At 71.7% G+C, this 20,397-nt stretch carries 16 protein-coding genes; 8 read left to right on the top strand and 8 right to left on the bottom strand.

Annotation, left to right across the window (positions count from 1 at the left end):
• The first annotated feature begins 310 nt into the window (after positions 1-310).
• Positions 311-520 (top strand): hypothetical protein, encoded by a 210-nt coding sequence (locus U8525_RS27065; protein ID WP_223641913.1) that lies wholly within the window; start codon positions 311-313, stop codon positions 518-520.
• Between the two features lie 135 nt (positions 521-655).
• On the opposite strand, the gene U8525_RS27070 is transcribed toward U8525_RS27065, so the two are convergent.
• The gene (locus tag U8525_RS27070) at positions 656-1,561 is read right to left on the bottom strand and encodes an AEC family transporter (RefSeq protein ID WP_374269456.1); all 906 of its coding nucleotides are present in this window, start codon (positions 1,559-1,561) and stop codon (positions 656-658) included.
• A 227-nt stretch (positions 1,562-1,788) separates the two neighbouring features.
• On the opposite strand from U8525_RS27070, the gene U8525_RS27075 reads away from it, so the two are divergent.
• Positions 1,789-3,042 carry an MDR family MFS transporter gene (locus U8525_RS27075; RefSeq protein ID WP_374269457.1) on the top strand — a complete coding sequence of 418 codons (1,254 nt, stop codon included), beginning with the start codon at positions 1,789-1,791 and terminating at the stop codon, positions 3,040-3,042.
• 7 nt (positions 3,043-3,049) lie between these two features.
• Here U8525_RS27075 and traC read toward each other — a convergent pair whose 3' ends face one another.
• Complete coding sequence (traC, locus tag U8525_RS27080) at positions 3,050-4,864, bottom strand: outer membrane exchange accessory lipoprotein TraC (protein WP_374269459.1); 1,815 nt, start codon at positions 4,862-4,864, stop codon at positions 3,050-3,052.
• 275 nt (positions 4,865-5,139) lie between these two features.
• Here traC and U8525_RS27085 point away from each other — a divergent pair, with 275 nt between their 5' ends.
• Together U8525_RS27085 and U8525_RS27090 are read left to right on the top strand one after the other, a co-directional pair.
• On the top strand, positions 5,140-5,376 hold the full coding sequence (locus U8525_RS27085; protein WP_374269460.1) for a hypothetical protein: 237 nt from the start codon (positions 5,140-5,142) through the stop codon (positions 5,374-5,376).
• A 182-nt stretch (positions 5,377-5,558) separates the two neighbouring features.
• Positions 5,559-6,350, top strand: a complete 792-nt coding sequence (locus U8525_RS27090) for an FRG domain-containing protein (RefSeq protein WP_374269462.1) — start codon at positions 5,559-5,561, stop codon at positions 6,348-6,350.
• A gap of 527 nt (positions 6,351-6,877) precedes the next feature.
• On the opposite strand, the gene U8525_RS27095 is transcribed toward U8525_RS27090, so the two are convergent.
• Together U8525_RS27095 and U8525_RS27100 are read right to left on the bottom strand one after the other, a co-directional pair.
• Positions 6,878-7,627 carry a hypothetical protein gene (locus U8525_RS27095; protein ID WP_374269464.1) on the bottom strand — a complete coding sequence of 250 codons (750 nt, stop codon included), beginning with the start codon at positions 7,625-7,627 and terminating at the stop codon, positions 6,878-6,880.
• 44 nt (positions 7,628-7,671) lie between these two features.
• Positions 7,672-7,869 (bottom strand): hypothetical protein, encoded by a 198-nt coding sequence (locus U8525_RS27100; RefSeq protein ID WP_374269465.1) that lies wholly within the window; start codon positions 7,867-7,869, stop codon positions 7,672-7,674.
• Between the two features lie 362 nt (positions 7,870-8,231).
• Here U8525_RS27100 and U8525_RS27105 point away from each other — a divergent pair, with 362 nt between their 5' ends.
• From U8525_RS27105 to U8525_RS27115, 3 genes are all read left to right on the top strand, one after another.
• Positions 8,232-10,043, top strand: a complete 1,812-nt coding sequence (locus tag U8525_RS27105; RefSeq protein WP_374269467.1) for an acyl-CoA dehydrogenase — start codon at positions 8,232-8,234, stop codon at positions 10,041-10,043.
• A gap of 1 nt (position 10,044) precedes the next feature.
• The gene (locus U8525_RS27110) at positions 10,045-10,854 is read left to right on the top strand and encodes a hypothetical protein (protein WP_374269468.1); all 810 of its coding nucleotides are present in this window, start codon (positions 10,045-10,047) and stop codon (positions 10,852-10,854) included.
• A 93-nt stretch (positions 10,855-10,947) separates the two neighbouring features.
• Complete coding sequence (locus U8525_RS27115) at positions 10,948-11,745, top strand: hypothetical protein (protein WP_374269469.1); 798 nt, start codon at positions 10,948-10,950, stop codon at positions 11,743-11,745.
• 120 nt (positions 11,746-11,865) lie between these two features.
• On the opposite strand, the gene U8525_RS27120 is transcribed toward U8525_RS27115, so the two are convergent.
• Positions 11,866-14,085: a M4 family metallopeptidase gene (locus tag U8525_RS27120; protein WP_374269471.1), complete on the bottom strand. Its 2,220-nt coding sequence runs from the start codon at positions 14,083-14,085 to the stop codon at positions 11,866-11,868.
• Between the two features lie 258 nt (positions 14,086-14,343).
• Between U8525_RS27120 and U8525_RS27125 the strand changes: the two genes are divergently transcribed.
• Positions 14,344-15,540, top strand: a complete 1,197-nt coding sequence (locus tag U8525_RS27125; RefSeq protein ID WP_374269472.1) for a DUF1615 family protein — start codon at positions 14,344-14,346, stop codon at positions 15,538-15,540.
• Positions 15,541-15,558: 18 nt separating this feature from the next.
• On the opposite strand, the gene U8525_RS27130 is transcribed toward U8525_RS27125, so the two are convergent.
• The 3 genes from U8525_RS27130 to U8525_RS27140 all read right to left on the bottom strand — a co-directional run bounded on the left by U8525_RS27130 (position 15,559) and on the right by U8525_RS27140 (position 20,307).
• Positions 15,559-17,181 (bottom strand): hypothetical protein, encoded by a 1,623-nt coding sequence (locus U8525_RS27130; RefSeq protein ID WP_374269474.1) that lies wholly within the window; start codon positions 17,179-17,181, stop codon positions 15,559-15,561.
• Positions 17,182-17,341: 160 nt separating this feature from the next.
• Positions 17,342-18,865, bottom strand: a complete 1,524-nt coding sequence (locus tag U8525_RS27135; protein WP_374269475.1) for a M16 family metallopeptidase — start codon at positions 18,863-18,865, stop codon at positions 17,342-17,344.
• 38 nt (positions 18,866-18,903) lie between these two features.
• Entirely contained in the window at positions 18,904-20,307 is a 1,404-nt protein-coding gene (locus tag U8525_RS27140; protein WP_374269477.1) for a M16 family metallopeptidase, read from the bottom strand.
• Between the last annotated feature and the right edge of the window lie 90 nt (positions 20,308-20,397).

The raw sequence follows: 20,397 nt of genomic DNA on the forward strand, positions 1-20,397 counted from the left end.
GTCCACGTGCCCGTGGCCGCGCCCCGGTCCAACGGGAAGTCCCCCGCCACCACGCCCCAGGGGCCCGCGGGCGCGCGCTCCTCCAGCACCACCTCCCCGGAGGGGTCCATCACCGTCCACGTCCCCGCCCGCCCGCCCAAGGGGTTGTGATGTCGGGGGGTGAGCAGAGCGAGGGGGGCCGGTAACGATTGCAGGCTGCCCTGGAGGGCCGCCTTCTGTCCCTGAAAGGTGGGGCAAGGTGCCGCACCGGGTCCTCGCGAGGGGGGACCGGTCTGCTTGTGTCGAGCCGATCCTGCGTTAACTCAAGGGTATGACCCAATTCGAGACCCAGAGCGGAGAGCGGTTCGCGGACTTCGATCTACCCGAGGGCTGCATGATGTGCGGCGGCGCGGTCTCCATCCGGGCCACGCCGGCCGGCGCACACGGCTACTGCCCCCAGTGCCACGTGCTGTCGCGTCCGCAGATGCGCGTGAAGCCCAACGGCGTCGAGCTCTCCTTCCAGACCACGGCGCTCGCCTGACCCGGGGCGCCCGCCGCTTCAAGATGACAGCCCGCCCGGGGGCACGCTCCCCGGCGCGGCGATGATGAGAGCGCCCGTGCGACCGCACGGGAGGCACCGCGCGAAGCCCGCGCGCCGCCTCCCGCCGCACGGGCGTCAGTGCACCAGGGACACGAGCAGCGGCGCGGTGAAGAAGGACAGCGGGATGCCCACGCCCACCATCAGCACCGCCAGCTCCGGATCCAGGTCGTGCTCGGCCGCGAGGATGGCCGCCGTCACCATGGGCGCCATGGCGACCTGCAGCACCGCGGTCTGCTTCACCACCAGCGCCAGCCCCGGCACGAGCGTCAACACGCCCAGCACCGCCAGCGGCGCGAGCACCAGCTTGTAGGACAGCCCCAGCGCGAGCGCCGGCGCGCGCGGCCCGATCCCCCTCAGCCGCAGCTGGAAGCCCACGATGAACAGCGCCAGCGGCGTGAGCAGGTCGCCCAGCCGCTGGAGCACGGACTCCAGCCAGTCCGGGAAGGCGAAGGGGCGCAGGAGCAGCGCCACCACCAGCGCCTGGAACGGGGTGAACAGCACCACCTTGCGCACGAGCGCGCGGACGGACAGCGCCGCCCGGGCGCGCGCCCTCGCCGCCGTCAGCGTGGCCAGCGTCGCCAGCACCAGGAACGAGCCCAGCTGATCCGCCACCACCGCCACCGGCACGGCCGGGGGCCCCAGCAGCGCGGCGGCCATGGGCAGGCCCACGAAGGCCGTGTTCCCCAGCCCCGCGGTGAGGATGAGCGCCGCCACCGACTCGCGCGCCAGCCCCAGCCGGGGCCCGAGCAGGCGCAGGAAGAGCGCCGCCCCCACGAAGAGCAGCCACGGCGCCGCGGCGGCCACCAGCAGCCCGGGCGCGAACTCCAGCCGGTGCATGGCGCGCAGCACCAGCGCGGGCAGGGACACGTTGAGGAGGAAGGCGTTGAACGCGGGCGCCGTCCCCTCCGGGAACCGGCCGCTCCGGCGCGCCACCACGCCCAACAGGAGGCACACCCCCAGGAGTCCGATGACCTGCCCCATGCCCGCCTTTCCCGGTGTGGGTTGGCGCGGCAACCTGGAGGAGCCCGGAAGCGATGTCCAGCCCCATGAAGGGCGCACCGGGAAGTCGCGTTTCGCGCGCGACTGGAATGCATGAGGCTCCAACCGCCCGCGCGCGGCAGAGGGCGCGTGGAAACGCGCGGGGCGCGGGCGCATGCTGGCGGGCGCCCGCGGTCAGGCGTCCCTCCCGTGGCCGTCGGGCATCCTCCATGAATCCCGTTGCCACGGTGTTGAGAGCGCTGGGCGGGGGTGGCCTGCCACGGACGTACTGGGTCCTGTGGGTGGGCACCTTCGTGAACCGACTGGGGTCCTTCGTCGCGCCGTTCCTGGCGCTCTACCTCACGCGCGAGCGCGGCTTCAGCGTGGAGCAGGCGGGCTTCATCGTGGCGCTCAACGGCGCGGGCGCGGTGCTGGCGGCGCCCCTGGGCGGGATGCTCGCGGACCGGGTGGGCCGGCGGCTGACGCTCGCGGGGGGCCTGTGGCTGGGGTCCGGGGCCATGCTGTTCATCGGCCACTCGGAGACGCCGGGGCGCATCGCGGCGGCGGCCTTCCTCCTGGGCATCCTGGGGGACCTGTACCGGCCGGCGGTGGCCGCGGCGGTGGCGGACCTGGTGGCGCCCCGGGACCGGGCGCGCGCGTACGGGCTGCTCTACTGGGTCATCAACCTGGGCTTCGCCATCGCGCTGCCGCTGGCGGGCCTGCTGGCGGGGCTGGGCTACCGGCTGCTCTTCATCGCGGACGCGGTGACCACCTTCCTCTACGGCTGCTGCGTCTGGGCCTTCGTCCCGGAGACGCGCCCCGCGGAGGCGCGGGCGGCGCACGCGTCCCACTCCCCGCTGGGGGCGCTGCTGACGCCCTTCCGCGACGGCGTGTACCTGGCCTTCTGCCTGCCGGTGTTCGCGCTGGCGCTGCTGCTCCACCAGAGCTTCATGAGCCTGCCGCTGACGCTCACCCAGCAGGGCCTGACGCCCGCCGAGTACGGGCTGGTGATGTCCGTCAACGGCGTGCTCATCGTCGCGCTCCAGCCGTTCATCGTGCGCGGGGTGGGCCGGGTGCGGCGCTCCACCGCGCTGGCGGTGGCGGGCGTGCTCATCGGCGTGGGCTTCGGGCTGCACGCGCTGCCGGCCACGGTGCCGCTCGCGATGGCCGCGGTGACGGTGTGGACGCTGGGGGAGATCGTCCACTCGCCGGTGGCGCCGTCGGTGGTGGCGGACCTGGCGCCGGCGGAGCTGCGCGGCAGCTACCAGGGCGCGTACCACATGATGTGGGGCCTGGCGTCCAGCGCCGCCCCCGCGCTGGGCGGGGCGATGCTGGGCCACGTGGGCGCCCGCGCGCTGTGGGTGGGCTGCTGCTGCGTGGGCCTGACGGCGGCCGCGTGGCACCTGACCATCGCGGGGGCGCGCCGGCGCCGGGTGGAGACGCTGCGGCTGGAGCGCCCGGAGATGAGCGCCAGCCTGGACTGAGCGGGGGCTACTTCCCCACGCCGAGCAGGGCCTCGGGCCTGGTGAGGCCGCGCGCGCGGGCGACGGGCTGGAGGATGTCCTGCGGGGGGGCGTCCGCGGTGAGCAGCAGCGCGCGCACGGCGGTCTCCACCACGTCCTCCGCGCCGGGGCGCACCATGCCGCGCCGGGCGTCCTCCACGCGCTTGCCGCGGTACAGGTCGAAGCGCTCCTTCACGTGCTTCGCCACGTCCTGGACGGCCTTGTCGCCCGCGTCCACGCGCAGCTCCAGCTCGCTGCGCAGCTGCACGGGGTCCGCGAGCACGCCGTAGCGGTCATAGCCCTTGTGCGACAGGTCCTCGTGCAGCACCGCGTAGTCCTGCGTGTTGGGCGCGGGCACCTGCTGGGGCGACAGCAGGTCGCGCATCACCGACGTCACGGTAGCCGTCACGGTGAGCCGGTGCAGCTGCACGTCGTAGACGAAGTCCGAGTACATGGGCTCCTCCACGGTGATGGGCTCGCGGAAGACGGCGTCGCGGTTGCGCTGCACCTCGGTGCGCTGGGTCTCCGCCTTGTCCAGCGCCACCTGCACGGCCACCTCCAGCACACGCGCCGCCTTGGCCTTCATCGACATCAGGCCCTCGTCCTGGGTGCACTGGCCGGAGCAGCGCTCCGGGTCGCACTCGCTGGGCACCTTGCCCGGGCTCTTCGCGTTGCGGGCCTCCTCGCCGCACTCCTGGATGGCCGCGCGGCACTCGCGCTTCTCCCGCTCGCGGCAGCGCTCGGCGACGTCGCGCAGCGTGCCCAGCTCCAGCTGGGCCTTGAGGTACTCGCGCAGCACGGCGGCCTGCTTGCGCTCCACGCCCTCCAGGGTGCGCTCCGCCTCCAGGAGCTTCTTCTCGTACTCCCCGCGCTTGGGGTTGGGCACGGAGCGGTTGCCCGCGAGGTAGCGCTGGCTGCGCTGGGACTCCTCCACCGCCTTGAGCGGCAGCACGCGCTCCAGGGCCAGGTCCAGCTTCACGCCCACGCGGCCCGGGGGCGCCTCCGTCACGACCTTCAGGGGCAGCTGCGTGGGGAGCGCCGCGGCCAGCCGCCCCGCGCTCAGCCGCTGGGCGACGTCCGGGGCCTGGGCGTTGTCCTCCACGGGCGTGGCCACCACCAGGAAGGCCACCTCGTCGCGCAGCCGCTGCCGCACGGCCTCCGCGCGCTCGCGGGCGGCGGTGGCGCCCACGCGCTCCTGGTCCGCGCGCACGTAGGCCACGAGCGCGTTGCCCAGCTTGCCGGCCTTCTCCAGCGTCTCCGCGCTGGAGAAGAAGCGCTTCGCCCACGCCACCTGCACGGCGTCCACGCCCTTGCGCGCGTTCACGTGGTCCGGCGCCACGGCGAGCACCGCGTCCAGCTCCGCGCGCGCGTCCTGGAGCTTCTCCTCCTTGAGCAGCCCCAGGGCCACCTGCACGCGGGCCTCCAGCGTCTGGGCGAGCAGCGCGCGGGCCTCTTCGTGGTCGGGGTCCAGCTCCAGCACGCGCACCAGCAGCTTGGTGGCGGACGCCAGGTCCCCGGAGGCATGGGCGGCGCCGGCCTCCTGGTACACCTCCGCGCCCCACTCCTTGCGCACGGCGCGCAGCTTCACGGTGACCTCGGAGGCCTGCGGGTCCGCGGCCAGGGCGCGCAGGTAGGCGGCCTCCGCCTCCGCCCAGTGGCGCTCCTTCGCGGCGCCGTCGCCCTCGCGCACGGCGCGGGAGAAGGCGGAACAGCCGCTGAGCAGCACCAGGGACAGCAGCGCCAGGGCGCTCAGCCAGCGGGAGGAAGCGCGGGGGGGTCGGGCGAAGGGGCTCACCCGCCGCATTCTCGCGGGAAAGCGCTCCCGGGGTGAAGATTCCGGCGGCCTGCCCGGCAGGTTGCTCCGCGTGAAGGCAGACATCCTGGCGAGGCGGGCCCGGGACGCCCGACGTCATTAGGCTGTTGTGCCGTTTGAATGTGTCGCACCCACACGGCCTTTTGCTGGCGGCGATGAGCCAGGGTGCAAGCGTTCAGTGTCCGGCCCGCGGAATGCCGGGAATGACGCGACGCACCAGTCAGTAGAGGGAATCAGCACCCACGAGGGGGGCTAGAGAGAATCCAATGCCTTGTCCACAGCCGCGTCCCACCCGGTTCCACCCTCCGCTGCGGGCCGAAACGTTCTCCATCGAGGAGCACCGCAACGTCCACTGCCGCTTCTACGGCGGCTGCATCGACGTGGCGGTCCGTCAGGACTGGGAGAGCTTCACCTGCGCCAAGTGCCCCCTGTTCCAGGAGGACAAGGCGCCAGGCGCCAGCACGTTTGCCTTCACGCAGCCCGCGGACTTCGGGCAGCCTTGAGGCGTCTGTTGTTTCAAGGTCTGTGATTGAGACAGCCGGGCGCCCTGCCCGCCTCCGCGCCCCTCCGCTGGGAGGGGGAGCGGGCGGGAGGGGCGCCCGTCGTCCGGCGCCGTTTCCGTCGGGTCTCCGGCTGCGGCCCTGAAGGACCGGGCCCACCTTGTCAGGCGGCGAGGGGCCAGCGGATGCAGGAGCGGCGAGTCACATCCTGGTTGGAGCTGCAGGACCTGATGTTCGCGGGCTCGTGGAACGAGCCCCTGCACCGGTTCCGCACGAGCTTCGTGTTCCGGGGCGTGCCGGACGCGACGTTGGATTTGACGGCGACGCTCAACCGCCAGGGAGCGTTCGTGCGGCTGGAGCGGGATCTGCTGCGGGCCTTCCGCAAGTACGCGCGGGGCGTGCCGGGCACGGAGCGCCTGACGTCCGTCTGGGACTGGCTGGCGCTGGCGCAGCACCACGGGATGCCGACGCGGCTGCTCGACTGGACGTTCAGCCCCTACGTGGCGCTGCACTTCATGACGGAGCGCTTGGACCTGATGGAGGAGGACGGGGCGGTCTGGTGCGTGGACTACCACAAGACGAACCAGCAGTTGCCCAAGCCGCTGCGCGAGCAGCTGCGGTTGGAGGGGGCGGACGTGTTCACGGGGGAGATGCTGGCGTCGGTGGCGCAGGACCTGACGGCGTTCGACGGGCTGGCGGAGCACGCGTTCGTGTTGTTCTTCGAGCCGCCGTCGCTGGACGCGCGCATCGTGAACCAGTTCGCGCTGTTCTCCGTGATGAACGGGCCCGGGCTGAGCCTGAACGACTTCCTGGGGCACCAGCATCACGGCGTGCGCAGGCTGGTGGTGCCGGCGACGCTCAAGTGGGAGATCAGGGACAAGCTCGACCAGGCGAACATCACCGAGCGGGTCCTCTTCCCCGGCCTGGATGGGCTCAGTCGCTGGCTGCGCCGCTACTACGCCCCGCGTCCCCGGTAGGTCCGGCGTCATTCGCGGGTGCTTCAGGCGCAGGGGGTGGGACCTCCTGCACGGGAGACGCCGAGGGTGGCTGTTGCGCGTCTGGGGCAGGTGGTGGAATCGCAAAGGAGGCATCTCCCACCGGGGGAGGAGCCTTGGCGACCACGGCTCCCTGGGGAGTGACCGCATACGCATCCCATCCATCAAGCATCCGGATGCGAGGTCCACCACACGGTCTGAAGTCCTGATGAACCACGACGAAGTAGAGGCCCTGGGTCGGCCCGGTGAAGACGGCGACCGCCAGTCCCTGCTCTGGGCTGGAACAGCCCTGGAACAACGTGGAGTCAGGATACGTGCGGATGAACTCCCGAACCGCGCCGGCGGCAGCGACCACGGCCCCGGCTTCCATGGGTTGTCCCACGAGCGTGGCGGATGTCTCGTCGGGCCATTCAATGGGTGCTGTCCATGCCTTCGGCCGCGCGGCACATCCCGCGAGCACTGCGATGCATCCTGCTGCCACAGCCCTACCCCTCATCGACGCTCCCAGGTCATTCACGCAGCAGCCGCAGCGGCCCATTCGTGCACTGAGGGGCTGCCCCCAGTTGGCTCTGTATTGGCGCGCAGGTCCCCAGGAGGATCCACCGTCGTCGCCGCTCACTCCATTGCTCGACTTCGCCCGTGGGAAAATAGCGCAAGTAGACCCGGCTGCCGTCCATGCGTTCCGCAACCAGTGCGGAGGCCATCTCGATCGCCAGGTTCTTGAAGAGGGCAGGCGCGGGATTGCCAGGAACGAGGCGCACCACCGCCATGGCCGTCAGCGGATCAACCACATCGGTCGGCCAGGCCAGGAGATCCACCGAGGAAGGGGGGCTACCGCAAGGATGATTGTGGATGAATCCGACCACCCAGACCTGCGAGGCGAGATGATCCGCATCCTGAACATGGGATGGCACGGAGCAGCGAGCGTGACTGCCACGAACAGGCTCAGACACACGCCAGGACAGGGCGTCCCGCCCACCTGCGACGTAGACGGCCGCGCAGTACTCCGTAGACAGCCCCGGGATGGGCCGCAGCGTCGCGGGGTCGCACACCCGAGCCCCTGGACGCTTGAGGAACGCGTCCGCCACATCCCGCATCAAGTCGATGGGAATGGAGTTGTCTCCCGCAGGCATCTCGACCGATGGAACCTCCGCCCAAGGCCCGCGCGCCATCTTCGCGGACGCGTAGGGGGTGGGAGCTGGCACCGAGGCCGCGCACCCCATCAAGAACCCCAGCAATGACAGCAGCACGAATCGCACGGTGCGGCATCCTCGCATCAACGCGAGGAAGGCACCTCACGCATTCACGCGTGCACGGGCTCCCTACCCACGGGTCCGGACATGTCCCGGTCGCGCCGCGCCGCGCGCTCCGCGTCCTCCCTTGCCCAGCGCGCGTCGTCCTCGCGCGCGTTCTTGTGCGCGAGCGCGCCCCCCGCGATGACCCCACCCATCACCACCATCATCACCAGGACTCCGACCACGATCGAGCCGACGATGAGCATCTGAAGCACCTCCACCTCCCAACGGTGCGTCGCGCTCGCCCCTCCCGCAGACCCGGGCCGACATGCCCTGCGGGACCTCGCCTCCCCGCCCGTCCCCACCTGCGACCCCGGGGCCCCCCGACTGGCAATGGACAGACATGCGCCACACCTTCAGCCCAAAGCAGCCGGGACACGCCACAGGGAGGCGCACCCATGTCAGACACCGGCATCAAACAGCACAGCCCCCCAACCCCGACCTGGCAGCCCAGGCCCTCGCTGCCCCCGCTCGCTCCCCGCCCGGAAACCCCGCCCCCGTCCGACGGTGAATGCCCGTCGCACGACGACTTCGACGACCCCATCGCGTCCTGGTAGGGAACCCGGGCATGAGCGTGCCCCGCCCCAACCCGCTGCTGTCGGACCGCGACGTGGACTTCCAGCTCTATGAGGCGCTGGACACCGCCGCCCTCTGCACGCTGCCTGCCTTCCAGGAGCACTCGCGTGACACCTTCACGCTCCTCCTGGACAGCACCCGCCGCTTCGCCCGCGAGGTGCTCGCCCCCACCTACCGGCCCATGGACGCCACCCCGCCCGTCTTCGAACACGGCCGGGTGCGCGTCCACCCCGCCATGCGCGCGCTCTACGCCGGCATGGCCGACCTGGGCCTGCTCACCGCCACCCGCCCTCCCGAGGTCGGCGGCCAGCAGCTCCCCCTCACCGTGCACGCCGTGGCCAGCGCCTACCTCATGGCCGCCAACCTGAGCGCCTATGGCTACCTGGGCCTCACCATCGGCGCCGCGCACCTGCTGGAGGTCTTCGGCACGCCCTTCCTGCGCGACACCTTCATGGCCCGGATGTACCGGGGCGAGTGGACCGGCACCATGGCCCTCACCGAGCCCCAGGCCGGCAGCAGCCTCGCGGACGTGAAGACGCGCGCCACACCCGCGCCGGACGGCACGTACCGCCTCCAGGGCTCCAAGATCTTCATCAGCGGCGGCGACCAGGACTTCACCGACAACGTCGTGCACCTCACCCTCGCCCGCATCGAAGGCGCGGAGGGCGGCACGCGCGGCGTGTCCCTCTTCGCCGTGCCCGCGCGCAGGCCCCAGGGCGACACCCTCGTCCCCAACGACGTCCAGGTGGCCGGCGTCATCCACAAGATCGGCTGGCGCGGCCTGCCCAGCCTCGTCCTCAACTTCGGCGAGTCCCAGGACTGCCACGGCTGGCTCGTGGGCCAGCCCGGACGCGGGCTCGCGTGCATGTTCCAGATGATGAACGAGGCGCGCATCATGGTGGGCCTCAACGGCGTGTCCACCGCCGCCGTCGCCTACCAGGAGTCGCTCACCTACGCGCGCGAGCGCCCCCAGGGCCGCCCCGCCGGCATCCGCGACACCGCGCGCGCCCAGTCCCCCATCATCGAGCACGCCGACGTGCGCCGCATGCTGCTGCGCCAGAAGGCCATCGTGGAGGGCGGCCTCGCGCTCCTGCTCGCCACCTCCACCCAGTCGGACCTCGCCCACCACGCCCCGGACGAGGCCGCGCGCAAGCGCGCGCAGCTGCTCCTGGACCTGCTCACGCCCATCGCCAAGACGTTCCCCGCGGAGAAGGGCTTCGAGTCCAACGCGCTCGCGCTCCAGATCCACGGCGGCTACGGCTACTCCAGCGAGTACCTCCCGGAGGCGTGGCTGCGCGACCAGAAGCTCAACAGCATCCACGAGGGCACCACCGGCATCCAGGGCCTGGACCTGCTCGGGCGCAAGGCGGTGGCGGAGGGCGGCGCCGCGCTCCAGGCGCTCGACGCGGAGGTGCGCGCCACCACCGCCCGCGCCCGCGCCGCCGGAGTGGAGCCCGGGTGGAGCGACGCGCTGGAGGACGCGTTTCAGCAGGCCGCGGCCCTCACCCGGGAGCTGGGCGCGCGCGGCATGGCGGGGGAAGTGGACGTGATGCTCCGTCACAGCACGGACTTCCTGGAGCTCTTCAGCGTGGTGGCCGTGGCGTGGCGCTGGCTCGCGCAAGGCGCCGCCGCGAAGGAGGGGCTCTCCCGCGCGCCCTCCCCCGAGGACGTCGCCTTCTACGAGGGCAAGCTCGCCGCCGCGCAGTACTGGTTCGCCGTGGAGGTGCCGCGCGTGCCGCTGCTCGCCCACCTGTGCCGCACGGGCGAGGACTCCTACGCGCGCATGCGCCCGGACTGGTTCTGACATGTCCGTCTCCTTCCACCTGTGCCAGCCCGGGAAGGGCGCGTCGTGCGGCGCCTGCTGCGGCCTCTACAACTTCCGGGACCACTCGCGCGCGGCGCTGACCCGGCGGCTCACGGCGCAGACCGAGCGGCTCTCCCGCACACCCCACACGCCCGAGGCCTACGCCGAGGCCGCGCGCGAGCTCACCGCGAACCGGGACGCCCCCGCGCTCTTCCCCATCGTGCGGGTGTGTCCCCTGCTGGGCTTCCTGGACGCGGAGCACCAGCGCGTGGGCTGCCTGGGCCACCCGCTGGTGACGGGCGGCACGGACCTGCGCGACTGCGGCGTGTACCGCGCCACCATCTGCGAGACCTTCACCTGTCCGTCCTTCGGCTGGCTCACCGACGCGCAGGCGCGGCTGGTCCAGGCCGCGTGCGCGGACTGGTACCTCTATGGGCTGGTCATCACCGACGTGGAGTTCGTGCGCGGCTGCCTGAAGCTCCTCGAGTGGGAGCTGGGAGGCCCCGCGTCCCCGGACGTCCTGCGCGAGCGCCCGGAGTCGCTCGCCGCCATGCGCCGCCTCTTCGCCCTCAAGGAGACGGCTCCCGGCCGCGACAGCCAGGCCGCCGTGTTCGGCCGCTTCGCCCACGACGCGGAAGGGGAGCCCACCCCTCGCTCGCTCGACTACGCGGCGCTGGGCACGCGCGCCGCCCCCGAGGACGACGTGGTGCTGTGCCTGGGCTACACGCCGTCGAGCGCACCGGAGCTCCTCGCCGCGCGGGACCTGGTGCGCGACCACGTGCGCGCCGTGGCCGCCACGCTCCCCGCGTAGCCTTCGCCATCGGGAAGCCAACACTCCACGGCACGCCGGACGCTTGCAACGGCAGGGGGTCGTCCGCAGGTTCGCCTGCGGGAGGGCTGGCGGATGGGTGGACGGTGGATGTGGTGGGGGATGGTGGGGGTGTGCTCGCTCGCTTCCGGCTGTCGGGAGCAGGACACCGCGGACACGGTGCCGGCGGTGCCGGCGACGATGCAGTCCCGCGACTCCGCGAGCGGCGGACTGATGGTGCCGGCCACGCCCGCGCTGGCGCGAAGCACGGTGGACGGCATCCGCGCTCCGAGCGGCGACGCGCCTCCCACGGCGAACGCACAGGTGCCTCCGGACACGGCACCGCCCCCCGGCGCCCGGCCACTGCCAGGGCCCCGCGTGAACGCGCCCGCGCAGGGCCCCACGGCCCAGGCGAACCCGAACGCCGCCCCGCCCCAGCAGGCCGCGCCGGCGAACCCGAGTGCCCAGTCGAACGCCCGACAACAGCCCCAGGCCACCCCGGACGGCACGCCCGCGACGCAGGCGCCCGCCGAGGGCCGGGTGATGATTGGCGCCCAGGCCGTGCAGGCCAGCGAGGACGAGGCCTGGTACGAGGGCGCGGCCAAGGCGGCGCAGGCGGCGGTGACGGACACCGCCGCCCACAGGCCGCTGGAGCAGGTCGTCATCGCGTCCAGCACGGTGAGCGGCCGCGTGACGCGCGTGGGCCAGGGCACCCTGCACGTGCGCGACGGCGAAGGCACCGTCTACGAGCTCCAGCTCGACCAGCGCAGCCGGGGCCTGCGCCAGGGCCAGCGCGTGCCCCTCCAGGAGCTACAGGAAGGCACGCCGGTGCGCGCGCAGTTCGTCCTCATGGGCGGCCGCACCGTCGCGCGCGACGTGCAGGTGCGGCGCTAGAACCGCGCCCCTCCCAACGCCTGAAACGACGACACCCGGGAAGCCATGAGGGCTCCCCGGGTGCCTGTCTTCGTCCCGGCCCCCTTCACGCGAAGGGAGACGGGCTGGAAGCGGGTGCGACTACCAGACGGCCTTGAGCGTCACGCCCGAGTAGGCGCTGTAGCCGCGGATCTTCACGTAGTACTTGCCCGCGGTCGTCTTATTGACGCTGCACGACTCGTTGTTGCCGGACAGGTACGGACGGCAGTCGTACGAGGACGTCGTCGGCGAGGAGCCGAACTTCACGTACAGGTCCGCGTCACCCGAGCCACCGGACGTGGAGAAGGTGACCGACTTGTTCGCCGGCACGTCCACGGTGATCCACTCCGTGGTGAAGGAGCCGGAGGCGCCGGAGATGCCCGTCACCGGCACGTTGTTCTGCAGCACGTTGCCGCCACCCGTGCCGCCCGTGGTGTAGCTGCCCGTCAGCGTCACGCCGGAGTACGCCGAGTAGGCGTTCAGCATCACGTAGTAGGTGCCCGCCTGGATGTTGGTGATGGTGCACGTCTCCGCGTTGCCGCCGACGTACGGGCGGCAGTCGTAGGTGGACGCGTCCGGCGCCTCGCCGAAGCGCACGTACAGGTCCGCGTCACCCGTGCCACCGGAGATGGTGAACTTCAGGTTCGTGGAGCCCGCGGGAACGGCCAGCGAGTAGTACTTCTTGCTGCCCGCGCTGCCGGAGAGGCCCGTCACCGGCGTGCCGTTGGTCAGCGGGGTGGAGGTCGGGGGCGGCACCGTCACGCCCACGCCCACCGCTTCCCAGGCCGCCTTCACCGCGTCCTGCGTGGCCTGGTCGTAGCCCAGGGCCGCCGCCGCCTGGATGGTCCAGGCCTTGGCCTGCACGTACGTCGTGCTCGCCGTGTAGAGGTTGGTGTTGGCGTAGTACCAGATCTGACCGGCCTTCTGGACGCCGATGGCCGGCACGTTGATGGTGCTCTTGCCACGCGGGTGCGTGCCGCCCTTGGAGAGCAGCGCGAACGCCAGGTTCGGGATGCCGGAGGTGTAGTGCACGTCCTGGCCCGAGTAGTCAGGCGCCCAGTCGAGCGACGCGCCGTCCTTCGCCGGGTCGTCCATGTAGCGGAGCGCGTCGTTCGGCGTGCCCGGCGTCCAGACGTCCTCGCCCACCATCCAGACGTCCGCCGAGGTGCTCCAGTTGTTCGCCGCGCTCTCGCAGAAGGCGCCGAAGGTGTCGGACATCGCCTCGTTGAGGCCGCCAGACTGGCCGGAGTACGTGAGGTTGGACTCGTTCTCCGTCACCGCGTGGGTCAGCTCGTGGACCGTGACGTCCGCGTCCTTGCCCAGCTCGATGGAGTTCACGCCGTCGCCGTCGCCGTACACCATCTGGGTGCCGTCCCAGTAGGCGTTCACGTAGTTGCGGCTGTAGTGCACCGTGCTGATGAGCGTCTCACCCGCGTTGTCCAGCGAGTCGCGGTTGAAGTGCGTCTTGTAGCAGTTGTAGGTGTAGCCCAGCATGTCGTAGTTCATGTCGACATGCGAGTCACCGATGGCCGCCTGGCCCTCGCTGCGCTTGAGCGTGCCCGGGGTGCTGGTCCCGTTGTTCGCGCTGTAGACCTTGCGGTTGAGCGCGGTGTGGATCTCCGGCACGCGCAGCACGATGGAGCCGTCCGCCGCGTTCACGTACACGCGGTCGCGCAGCGGCATCTCGGCGGCCTCGCCGGTGACCTTCACCTCGTACGCCAGGCGCAGCGCGCCGTCCTCGGTGCGCACGTACACCAGGCGGGGGGAGCCCAGGACGTCCAGGCCCGTACCCACCGTCGCGCTCAGCGCCGCGTCGCGCGCGGACGTCGCCGCGATGCGCGGCAGCGCGGAGACGTTCAGGCCGTCGCGCGCGGAGCCGTTGGCGCCGAACACCGAGCCGTCCGGACGCACGTGGACCACCAGCTCACCGCCGATGACCTCCAGGCCGTTCTTCGTCTGCGTGAAGCGCAGGTGCTGGTTGCCCTGCTCGTCGGTGTTCGCCTTGCGCAGCACCATGTCGTCCGCGTTCAGCCGGAACGCCGGGGCCACGCCGGCCACCGCCTGGCGGCTCGACTGCAGCGTGGTCAGCGTCCGCTCCACGCGGCCCAGCTCGCCACGGATGCTGTCGGGGATGCCATCCGCGTGCACGCCGAGCACCTGCGCGCCGCCACCGAGCGCGTTCAGCGCGCTCTGGATGTCCTCACCCGACTTCTCCTGCTGGGGCGCCTGCGTCTCGTCCCCCGTCGAACCCTGCGTACCGCACGCCGTCAGAGCCACGCCCAGCCAAGCCGCGCCAATCGTCTTCAACAGTCGATGAGCCAACGCGATACCTCCATGAAGAAACAGCGGGATGATACGTGACACACTCGAAATCATCAGAGCAACTACTTTTTGCGGAAAGTACGTTTAGCTACTTTCCCAAGCCCTGCCGATCAAGCCAAGAGAACCTGAATTGCAGTTTAGGAAAATTTCAACAACATTGCTGCTCTTCACCGGCTCTCAGGGGAAAACGAACCTGCCTCCTGGATGTCTCAAAAAATGTTTCATGAGACGTCCGCCCCCCTCCGCCGGGAGGGGGACATGAGGCGGAGCGCGGTCCGCCGGCAGGTGGGGGCGCTGTATGTGGGGGTGCTGCTGGCGCTCACGGCCTGTGCATCGCGGGCACCGGTGGTGACGGAGGTGCCTGCGCCGCCCACGTTGTCGGTGGCGCAGGTGGCGCGGCTGCTGCCCGCGAAGGTGAAGGGGGCGGAGCGCGAGGGGTGGGCGCGCGACGTGCTGGCGGCGCTGGACGCGGAGGCGATCCCCGCCGCGGCGCCGGAGGTGTGTCAGGTGCTGGCCGTCATCGAACAGGAGTCCGGCTTCCAGGCGGACCCCGCGGTGCCGGGGCTGCCCAGGCTGGTGCGTCAGAAGCTGGACAGCACGGCGGGGCGGCTGGGCCCCCTGGGGCGGCGGCTCCTGGACGAGGTGCTCGCGGCGAAGCCGAAGGGGGCGAAGCGCACCTTCGGGGCGCGGCTGAATGCCCTGCGCACGGAGCGGGACCTGGATCGTCTCTTCCGCGACATGCTCGCGTACTACGAAGCGGAGTACCCGGCGGCATACGCGGCCGCGGACCTGGCCAGCTCGCTGTTCGGTCCGTCCTCGTTCGCGGGGCAGAACCCCGTCACCACCGCGGGATCCATGCAGGTCAGCGTCCGCTACGCGGTGGAGAAGGCGGGCGCGGACGCGGATCCGGTGGCGGTGCGCGAGTCGCTCTACACGCGCGCGGGCGGCGTGCGCTACGGCACCGCCCGGCTCCTGGGCTTCGAGGCCGCGTACGACGCGCCGCTCTACCGCTTCGCGGACTACAACGGCGGCGTCTACAGCTCGCGCAACGCCGCGCTCCAGGCCCAGGTCAGCCAGCTCACCGGCGTCGCCCTGGCGACCGACGGCGACCTCCAGCTGTACGACAAGGACGGCGCGCCGCGCGGCGAGGACAGCCAGAGCCTCAAGGCGCTGCTCCTCTTCCGTCAGCGCTACGCGCCGGACCTGAGCGAGCGCCGGGTGCGCCGGGACGTGGAGGAGGAGAAGACGGCGGACTTCGAGAAGACGGACACGTACCTGGCGGTGAAGCGCGTGTACGCGACTCGGACGGGGCAGGCCCCCGCCTACGCCCAGCTTCCCCAGGTGACGCTCAAGAGCGTGAAGCTGAGCGGGGAGCGCACCACCGCGTGGTTCGCGAGGTCGGTGGACGCCCGCTACCAGCGGTGCATGGCCCGCCACCGCCCGCCTGCGCGGTAGCGGGCCGCCACGTCGGGGCTACGGCGTGGTGAACGCGGCGCTGAACGTGTCCGCGGTGATGATGGGCAGCAGGTCCCCGGTGACGGACGGCGCGCGCTCGGGCGCGTAGTTCGGCGAGCCATCCGCCACCACGCGCACGTAGTAGGTGGAGCCGGGCAGCAGCAGGTCCGGCGGCAGGCGGACCTGCGTCCGGTCACCGGGCACATGGAAGCGCAGCGTCGGGTTGGCGCCGAACGTGTCCATCAACTGGATGACGAGCACCACGTAGTTCCGGGGCGTGCCCCGGACGGGAGGCCGCCACGAGATGACCGGCCGGTTGCTGCCCACGACGCGCGACACATAGGCGTCCACGCCGTCGATGCGCAGCTCCCGGGGCGGCGAGATGGGCGGCGAGATGGGGCCGGCGATGAGGTGGTCCAGCCGGTCGGTGATGTAGATGTTGCCGCTGGGGTAGTGCGTCCGGCTCCCCACGACGACGGGCGTCGCGGACCGGAACGAATAGGCGGCGGTGCCCACCACGCCCCAGCTGGCTGGATAGGGATTGCCGTAGGCCAGCCGGCTCGCGATGACGCCGTCCTCGCCGCGAGGCAGCCACATGTCGAGCAGCTCCCCCTGGTAGCCCACCCAGCCGTGCTGGTAGCCGAACGGCGCGGGCACCACCGAGAACGAGGGGTAGTTGAGCGCGCCGGTGGGGTTCACGTCCGAGCGCCAGCGGGTGAACTCGTTCAGGCGCCACTCGAGGGAGAAGGGCTGCTGCCTCACGGGCTGCATCGTGGCCGCCAGCGGCAGCGAGGTGGTGCCGTCCGGCGTGAACGAGAACGACGGCAGGTGCGCGCTGCTCAGCACCGACAGGTACGCCAGGGGCTCACCGCTCGGCAGTGTCCCAGCCTGCACGGAGTTGAGCTGGTTCACGTAGAGGCGGTCGCCCTTGGACGCGTCCAGGACGGGACCTCCATAGCTCGTGCCGAAGTACGCGTAGGCGGACGGGTCGACGAAGGACGTGTCACCGACCTCGGGCTCCGTGGACCTGACCAGCGAGCCGCTCACGTTCACGTCCGCGCTGATGAGCTGGAAGGACGTGCCCGGCTCGGAGAGGGACGTATACGGCTGCCAGGGCGCCAGGTTGAAGAGCTCCACCGACGCGGGGGACTCGGTGTCGTTCACATAGACGGCATCCGGACGGCCGATGCGGTTGATGCCCAGGTCGAAGTGGCGCTCTCGCGTCAGGTAATAGCTCTGGTTCGAGCGCAGGAGATACTCGCCGTCCGGCACGTTGTCGAAGCGGAGCCCCCCCGCCACCGGCGTGCCGGCGTACCGGTCCAGGTCCATGCCGTGGGGGACGAGGATCTCCACGTCGGAGCCGGCCAGGTCCTGGGGCACCACCGTCACCCCGGCGCCGGAGTGGAAGCGCGTGTCCGCCGTCACCAGCACGGACGTGCCCGCATCCACCGGCCCGGAGCCCGCGTCGGGCTCGCCGCACCCCGGCAGCACGTCCTCGTTGGTGATGACCGCGGTCCCCTCGCGGGGGTCCATGGCGAGTTCAGGAGGGTTCACCTCCTCGGCGGGAGGCGCGGCCCCTCCGCAGCCCAGCCAGGCCGCGCAGGTGGGGATGAGCAACAACGACAGACGTCGCAAGGACATGATGGGCCTTCGTGACAAACATTCAGCAATGCTTGTCCGGTTCCGGCCCCAACCAGACGCCACCCTCTATACGCGACAGGGATGACTTTCTGGATATTTACTTTTTGATGGGTAGTTTGGGTGGGCGCAATTCAAGGCTTGCGCCCACCTCCGTCTGCCATTAGCGGCCAGGCGTCGGCGGCGGGGCGAAGCGCTTGTCGGAGATCTTCATCTCCGTGACGGGCCCGTACTTGCGGGCCACGTCGCGCAGGGCGTCCGCCTTGCCGATGAGGACGAACGTCAGGTCCTCCTGGGCGGGCAGGACGCGCTGGAGCACGGCGCGCACGCCGTCGCGGGTGGCGGCGGACACGGCGTCCGCGAAGCCGTTCACGTCCTGCGCGTCCAGGCCGTAGAAGGCCAGCTCCGACAGCTTCATGGCCAGCTGGTCGCCCGTCTCCAGCGTCGGAGGGAACTGGCCCAGCACGTAGGCCTTGGCGGAGGCGAGCATGGCGTCGTCCATGCCGTCCTGGCGGTAGCGCGCGAGCACGTCCAGTGCCAGGTCGATGGCGCGGCCCGTGGAGGCGGTCTGCGTATAGGACGTGAGGACGACGGGGCCGGGCTGGAGGGCGGGCTCCAGGGCCGAGCGGGCGCCGTAGGTGAGGCCCGTCTTCACGCGCAGCTCGGTGTTGAGCAGCGAGGTGAAGCGGCCGCCCAGCACGGTGTTGCCCAACTGCGCCGCGACGCGGTCCGGGTCGGTGCGGCGGATGCCGGTGTTGCCGATGGAGAAGTAGGTCTGGGTGGCGTCCGGCTTGTCCACCAGCAGCACGCGGCGGCCCTTCGTGGGCGCGGTGGGAGGCACGGCCGCCAGCGGCTGGGCCGCCGGGGCCCACTCGCCCAGGGCGGCCTCCAGCTTCGCGGCGAGCTGCTTCGCGTCGAAGTCCCCCACCACGGAGAGGATGAGCCGGTCTCCGCCCAGGTTCGCCTTCGCCCAGCCGAGCACGTCGCTCCGGCGGATGGTGGGCAGCGACGCCTCACTGCCCACCTCGGACCGGCCGTAGGGGTGCGCGGGGAAGTGGAAGGCGTTGAAGTAGATGCCGATGAGCGCGCGCGGATCGCCGTCCTTGGCGGCGGCGATCTCGGACACGCGCAGCGCGCGGGCCTTCTCCAGCTCCTGCGCGTCGAAGCGGGGGCGCACGAGCATGTCCGACAGCAGCTCCACCATCAGCGCGGTGTCGCGGGACTGGAAGCTGCCATTGAGGACGAGCGCCTCCCGCTCCGGCAGGACCTCCAGCTCGCCGCCCACGCCGTCCACGGCGTCCGCGAACTGCTGCGCGCTCCGCGAGCCCGCGCCCTTCTGGAGCAGCTCGGCGGTGAGCGCGGCCAGCCCCTCCTTGCCCGCGGGGTCGGTGACGGCGCCGCCCTTGAGCCAGGCGCTGAAGGACACCAGCGGCAGCTCGTGCTTCTCCACCAGGAGCAGCCGCGCGCCGTTCTTCAGCGTGACGGAGGTCGTCTCCGGCAGCGTCACGCCCTTCGTGGACAGCGGGGCGGCGGGCGCCGGGGTGGCCGGGGCCGCCGGCGCGGACGGAGGCGGCGGGGCCTCGGGGGCGGCGACCGGGGCCGGCGCGGTCGCGCACGCGGAGGTCAGCAGCAGCGTGGCGAGCGCGGCGCGCATCATGCGCGGGTCGGGACGACGGGGAGCGTTCATCGCGTGGGGTCCGGCGGAGCGAAGGCGGAAGGGAGCACTCATCGCGCGGCCTCCTTGGGGGCCGGGGCAGCGGGAGCCGGGGTGGGGACGAGCCAGCCCACGGTGCGGTGGTCGGGGTTGAAGATGCGGGCGGCCAGCGCCTTCACGCCGTCGCGGGTGACCTTCTCGTAGCGCGCGGGCGCGTCGAGCAGGGTCCTCCAGTCGCCCCGGAAGGTGGCGGCGTTCCCCAGCTCGCGGGCGCGGCCGCTGTTGGTCTCCAGCTTCCGCCAGAAGGTGGCCAGCGCGACGTTGCGCGCCTTGCGCAGCTCCGCGTCGGTGACGCCGTCCTTCACCACGCGGGCCAGCTCCGCGGTGAGCAGCGCCTCGGCCTTCGCCAGGTCGCCGCCCGGCGGCAGGTCCACGGCGAACCACACGAGCGAGGGGTCGAACCCTCCGGCGGTGGCGCTCCGGACGCGGATGGCCACGCGCGCCTCGTCCACCAGCTTGCGGTGCAGGCGCGACGAGTCCCCGTGCGAGAGGATGAGGCCCAGGAGCTCCAGCGTCTCCATGTCCGGGTCGTTGGCGGCGAGGCCGTGGTAGGCGACCTGGAGCAGCGGGGACTGGGCCAGCTTCTTCACGACGATGCGCCGCTCGCCCTGCTGCTCGGGCTCCAGGGTGCGCACGGGCTCCGGCGCGGGCTGCGCGGGGATGGTGCCCAGCGTGGCCTCCACCTGCTCGAAGACGCGGGCCGGCTCCAGGTCGCCCGCGAGCACGAGCGTGGCGTTGTTGGGGGCGTAGTACGTCTTGAAGTACTGCTGGAGGTCCTCCATGCGCCAGGACTCGATGTCGGACGGCCAGCCGATGACGGGGATCTGGTACGGGTGCGCGACGAAGGCGGTGGCCTGCACCTGCTCCTGCAGCGCGCCGCTGTTGTCGTTGTCCACGGAGGAGCGGCGCTCGGAGTAGACGACGCCGCGCTCGGACTCGATGACCTTGGGGTCGAAGGAGAGCGACTGGAGCCGGTCCTGCTCCAGGTCGAGGATGAGGGGCAGCGCGGACGCCGGGAACCAGTCCAGGTAGACGGTGACGTCCTCGGAGGTGAAGGCGTTGTTGGAGCCGCCGTTGGCCTCCATGACGCGGTCGAACTCACCGGGGCCGTACTTCTTCGCGCCGTTGAACATCATGTGCTCGAAGAAGTGGGACAGGCCGGTGATGCCGGGGCGCTCGTTGCGGCTGCCCACGCGGAACCAGTTGGCGAGCGCCACGTTGGGGATGTCGTGGTCCGGCCAGACGATGACGGTGAGCCCGTTCTTCAGCGTGCGGGCCTGGATGTCCGAGCCCAGCTTCGCGACGGGGGTGGAGGCGGCGGGCTTCGCGGACGGCTCGGAGACGGCCTGGGCCCCGGCCTGGGGTGCACCCAGGAGGGCCAGACAGGCGAACCACGACAACGGCGGACGGAACATCCTTGCTCCTGGGGAGGGACCTCGGCGGCGCCCGGGAACGGGCGGCACCGCACCCTATTCCAGAAACGCCGCGCCCGGCGCCCGGCGGCC

This window comes from Corallococcus sp. RDP092CA, from assembly GCF_041903675.1.
Classification (GTDB): Bacteria; Myxococcota; Myxococcia; order Myxococcales; family Myxococcaceae; genus Corallococcus.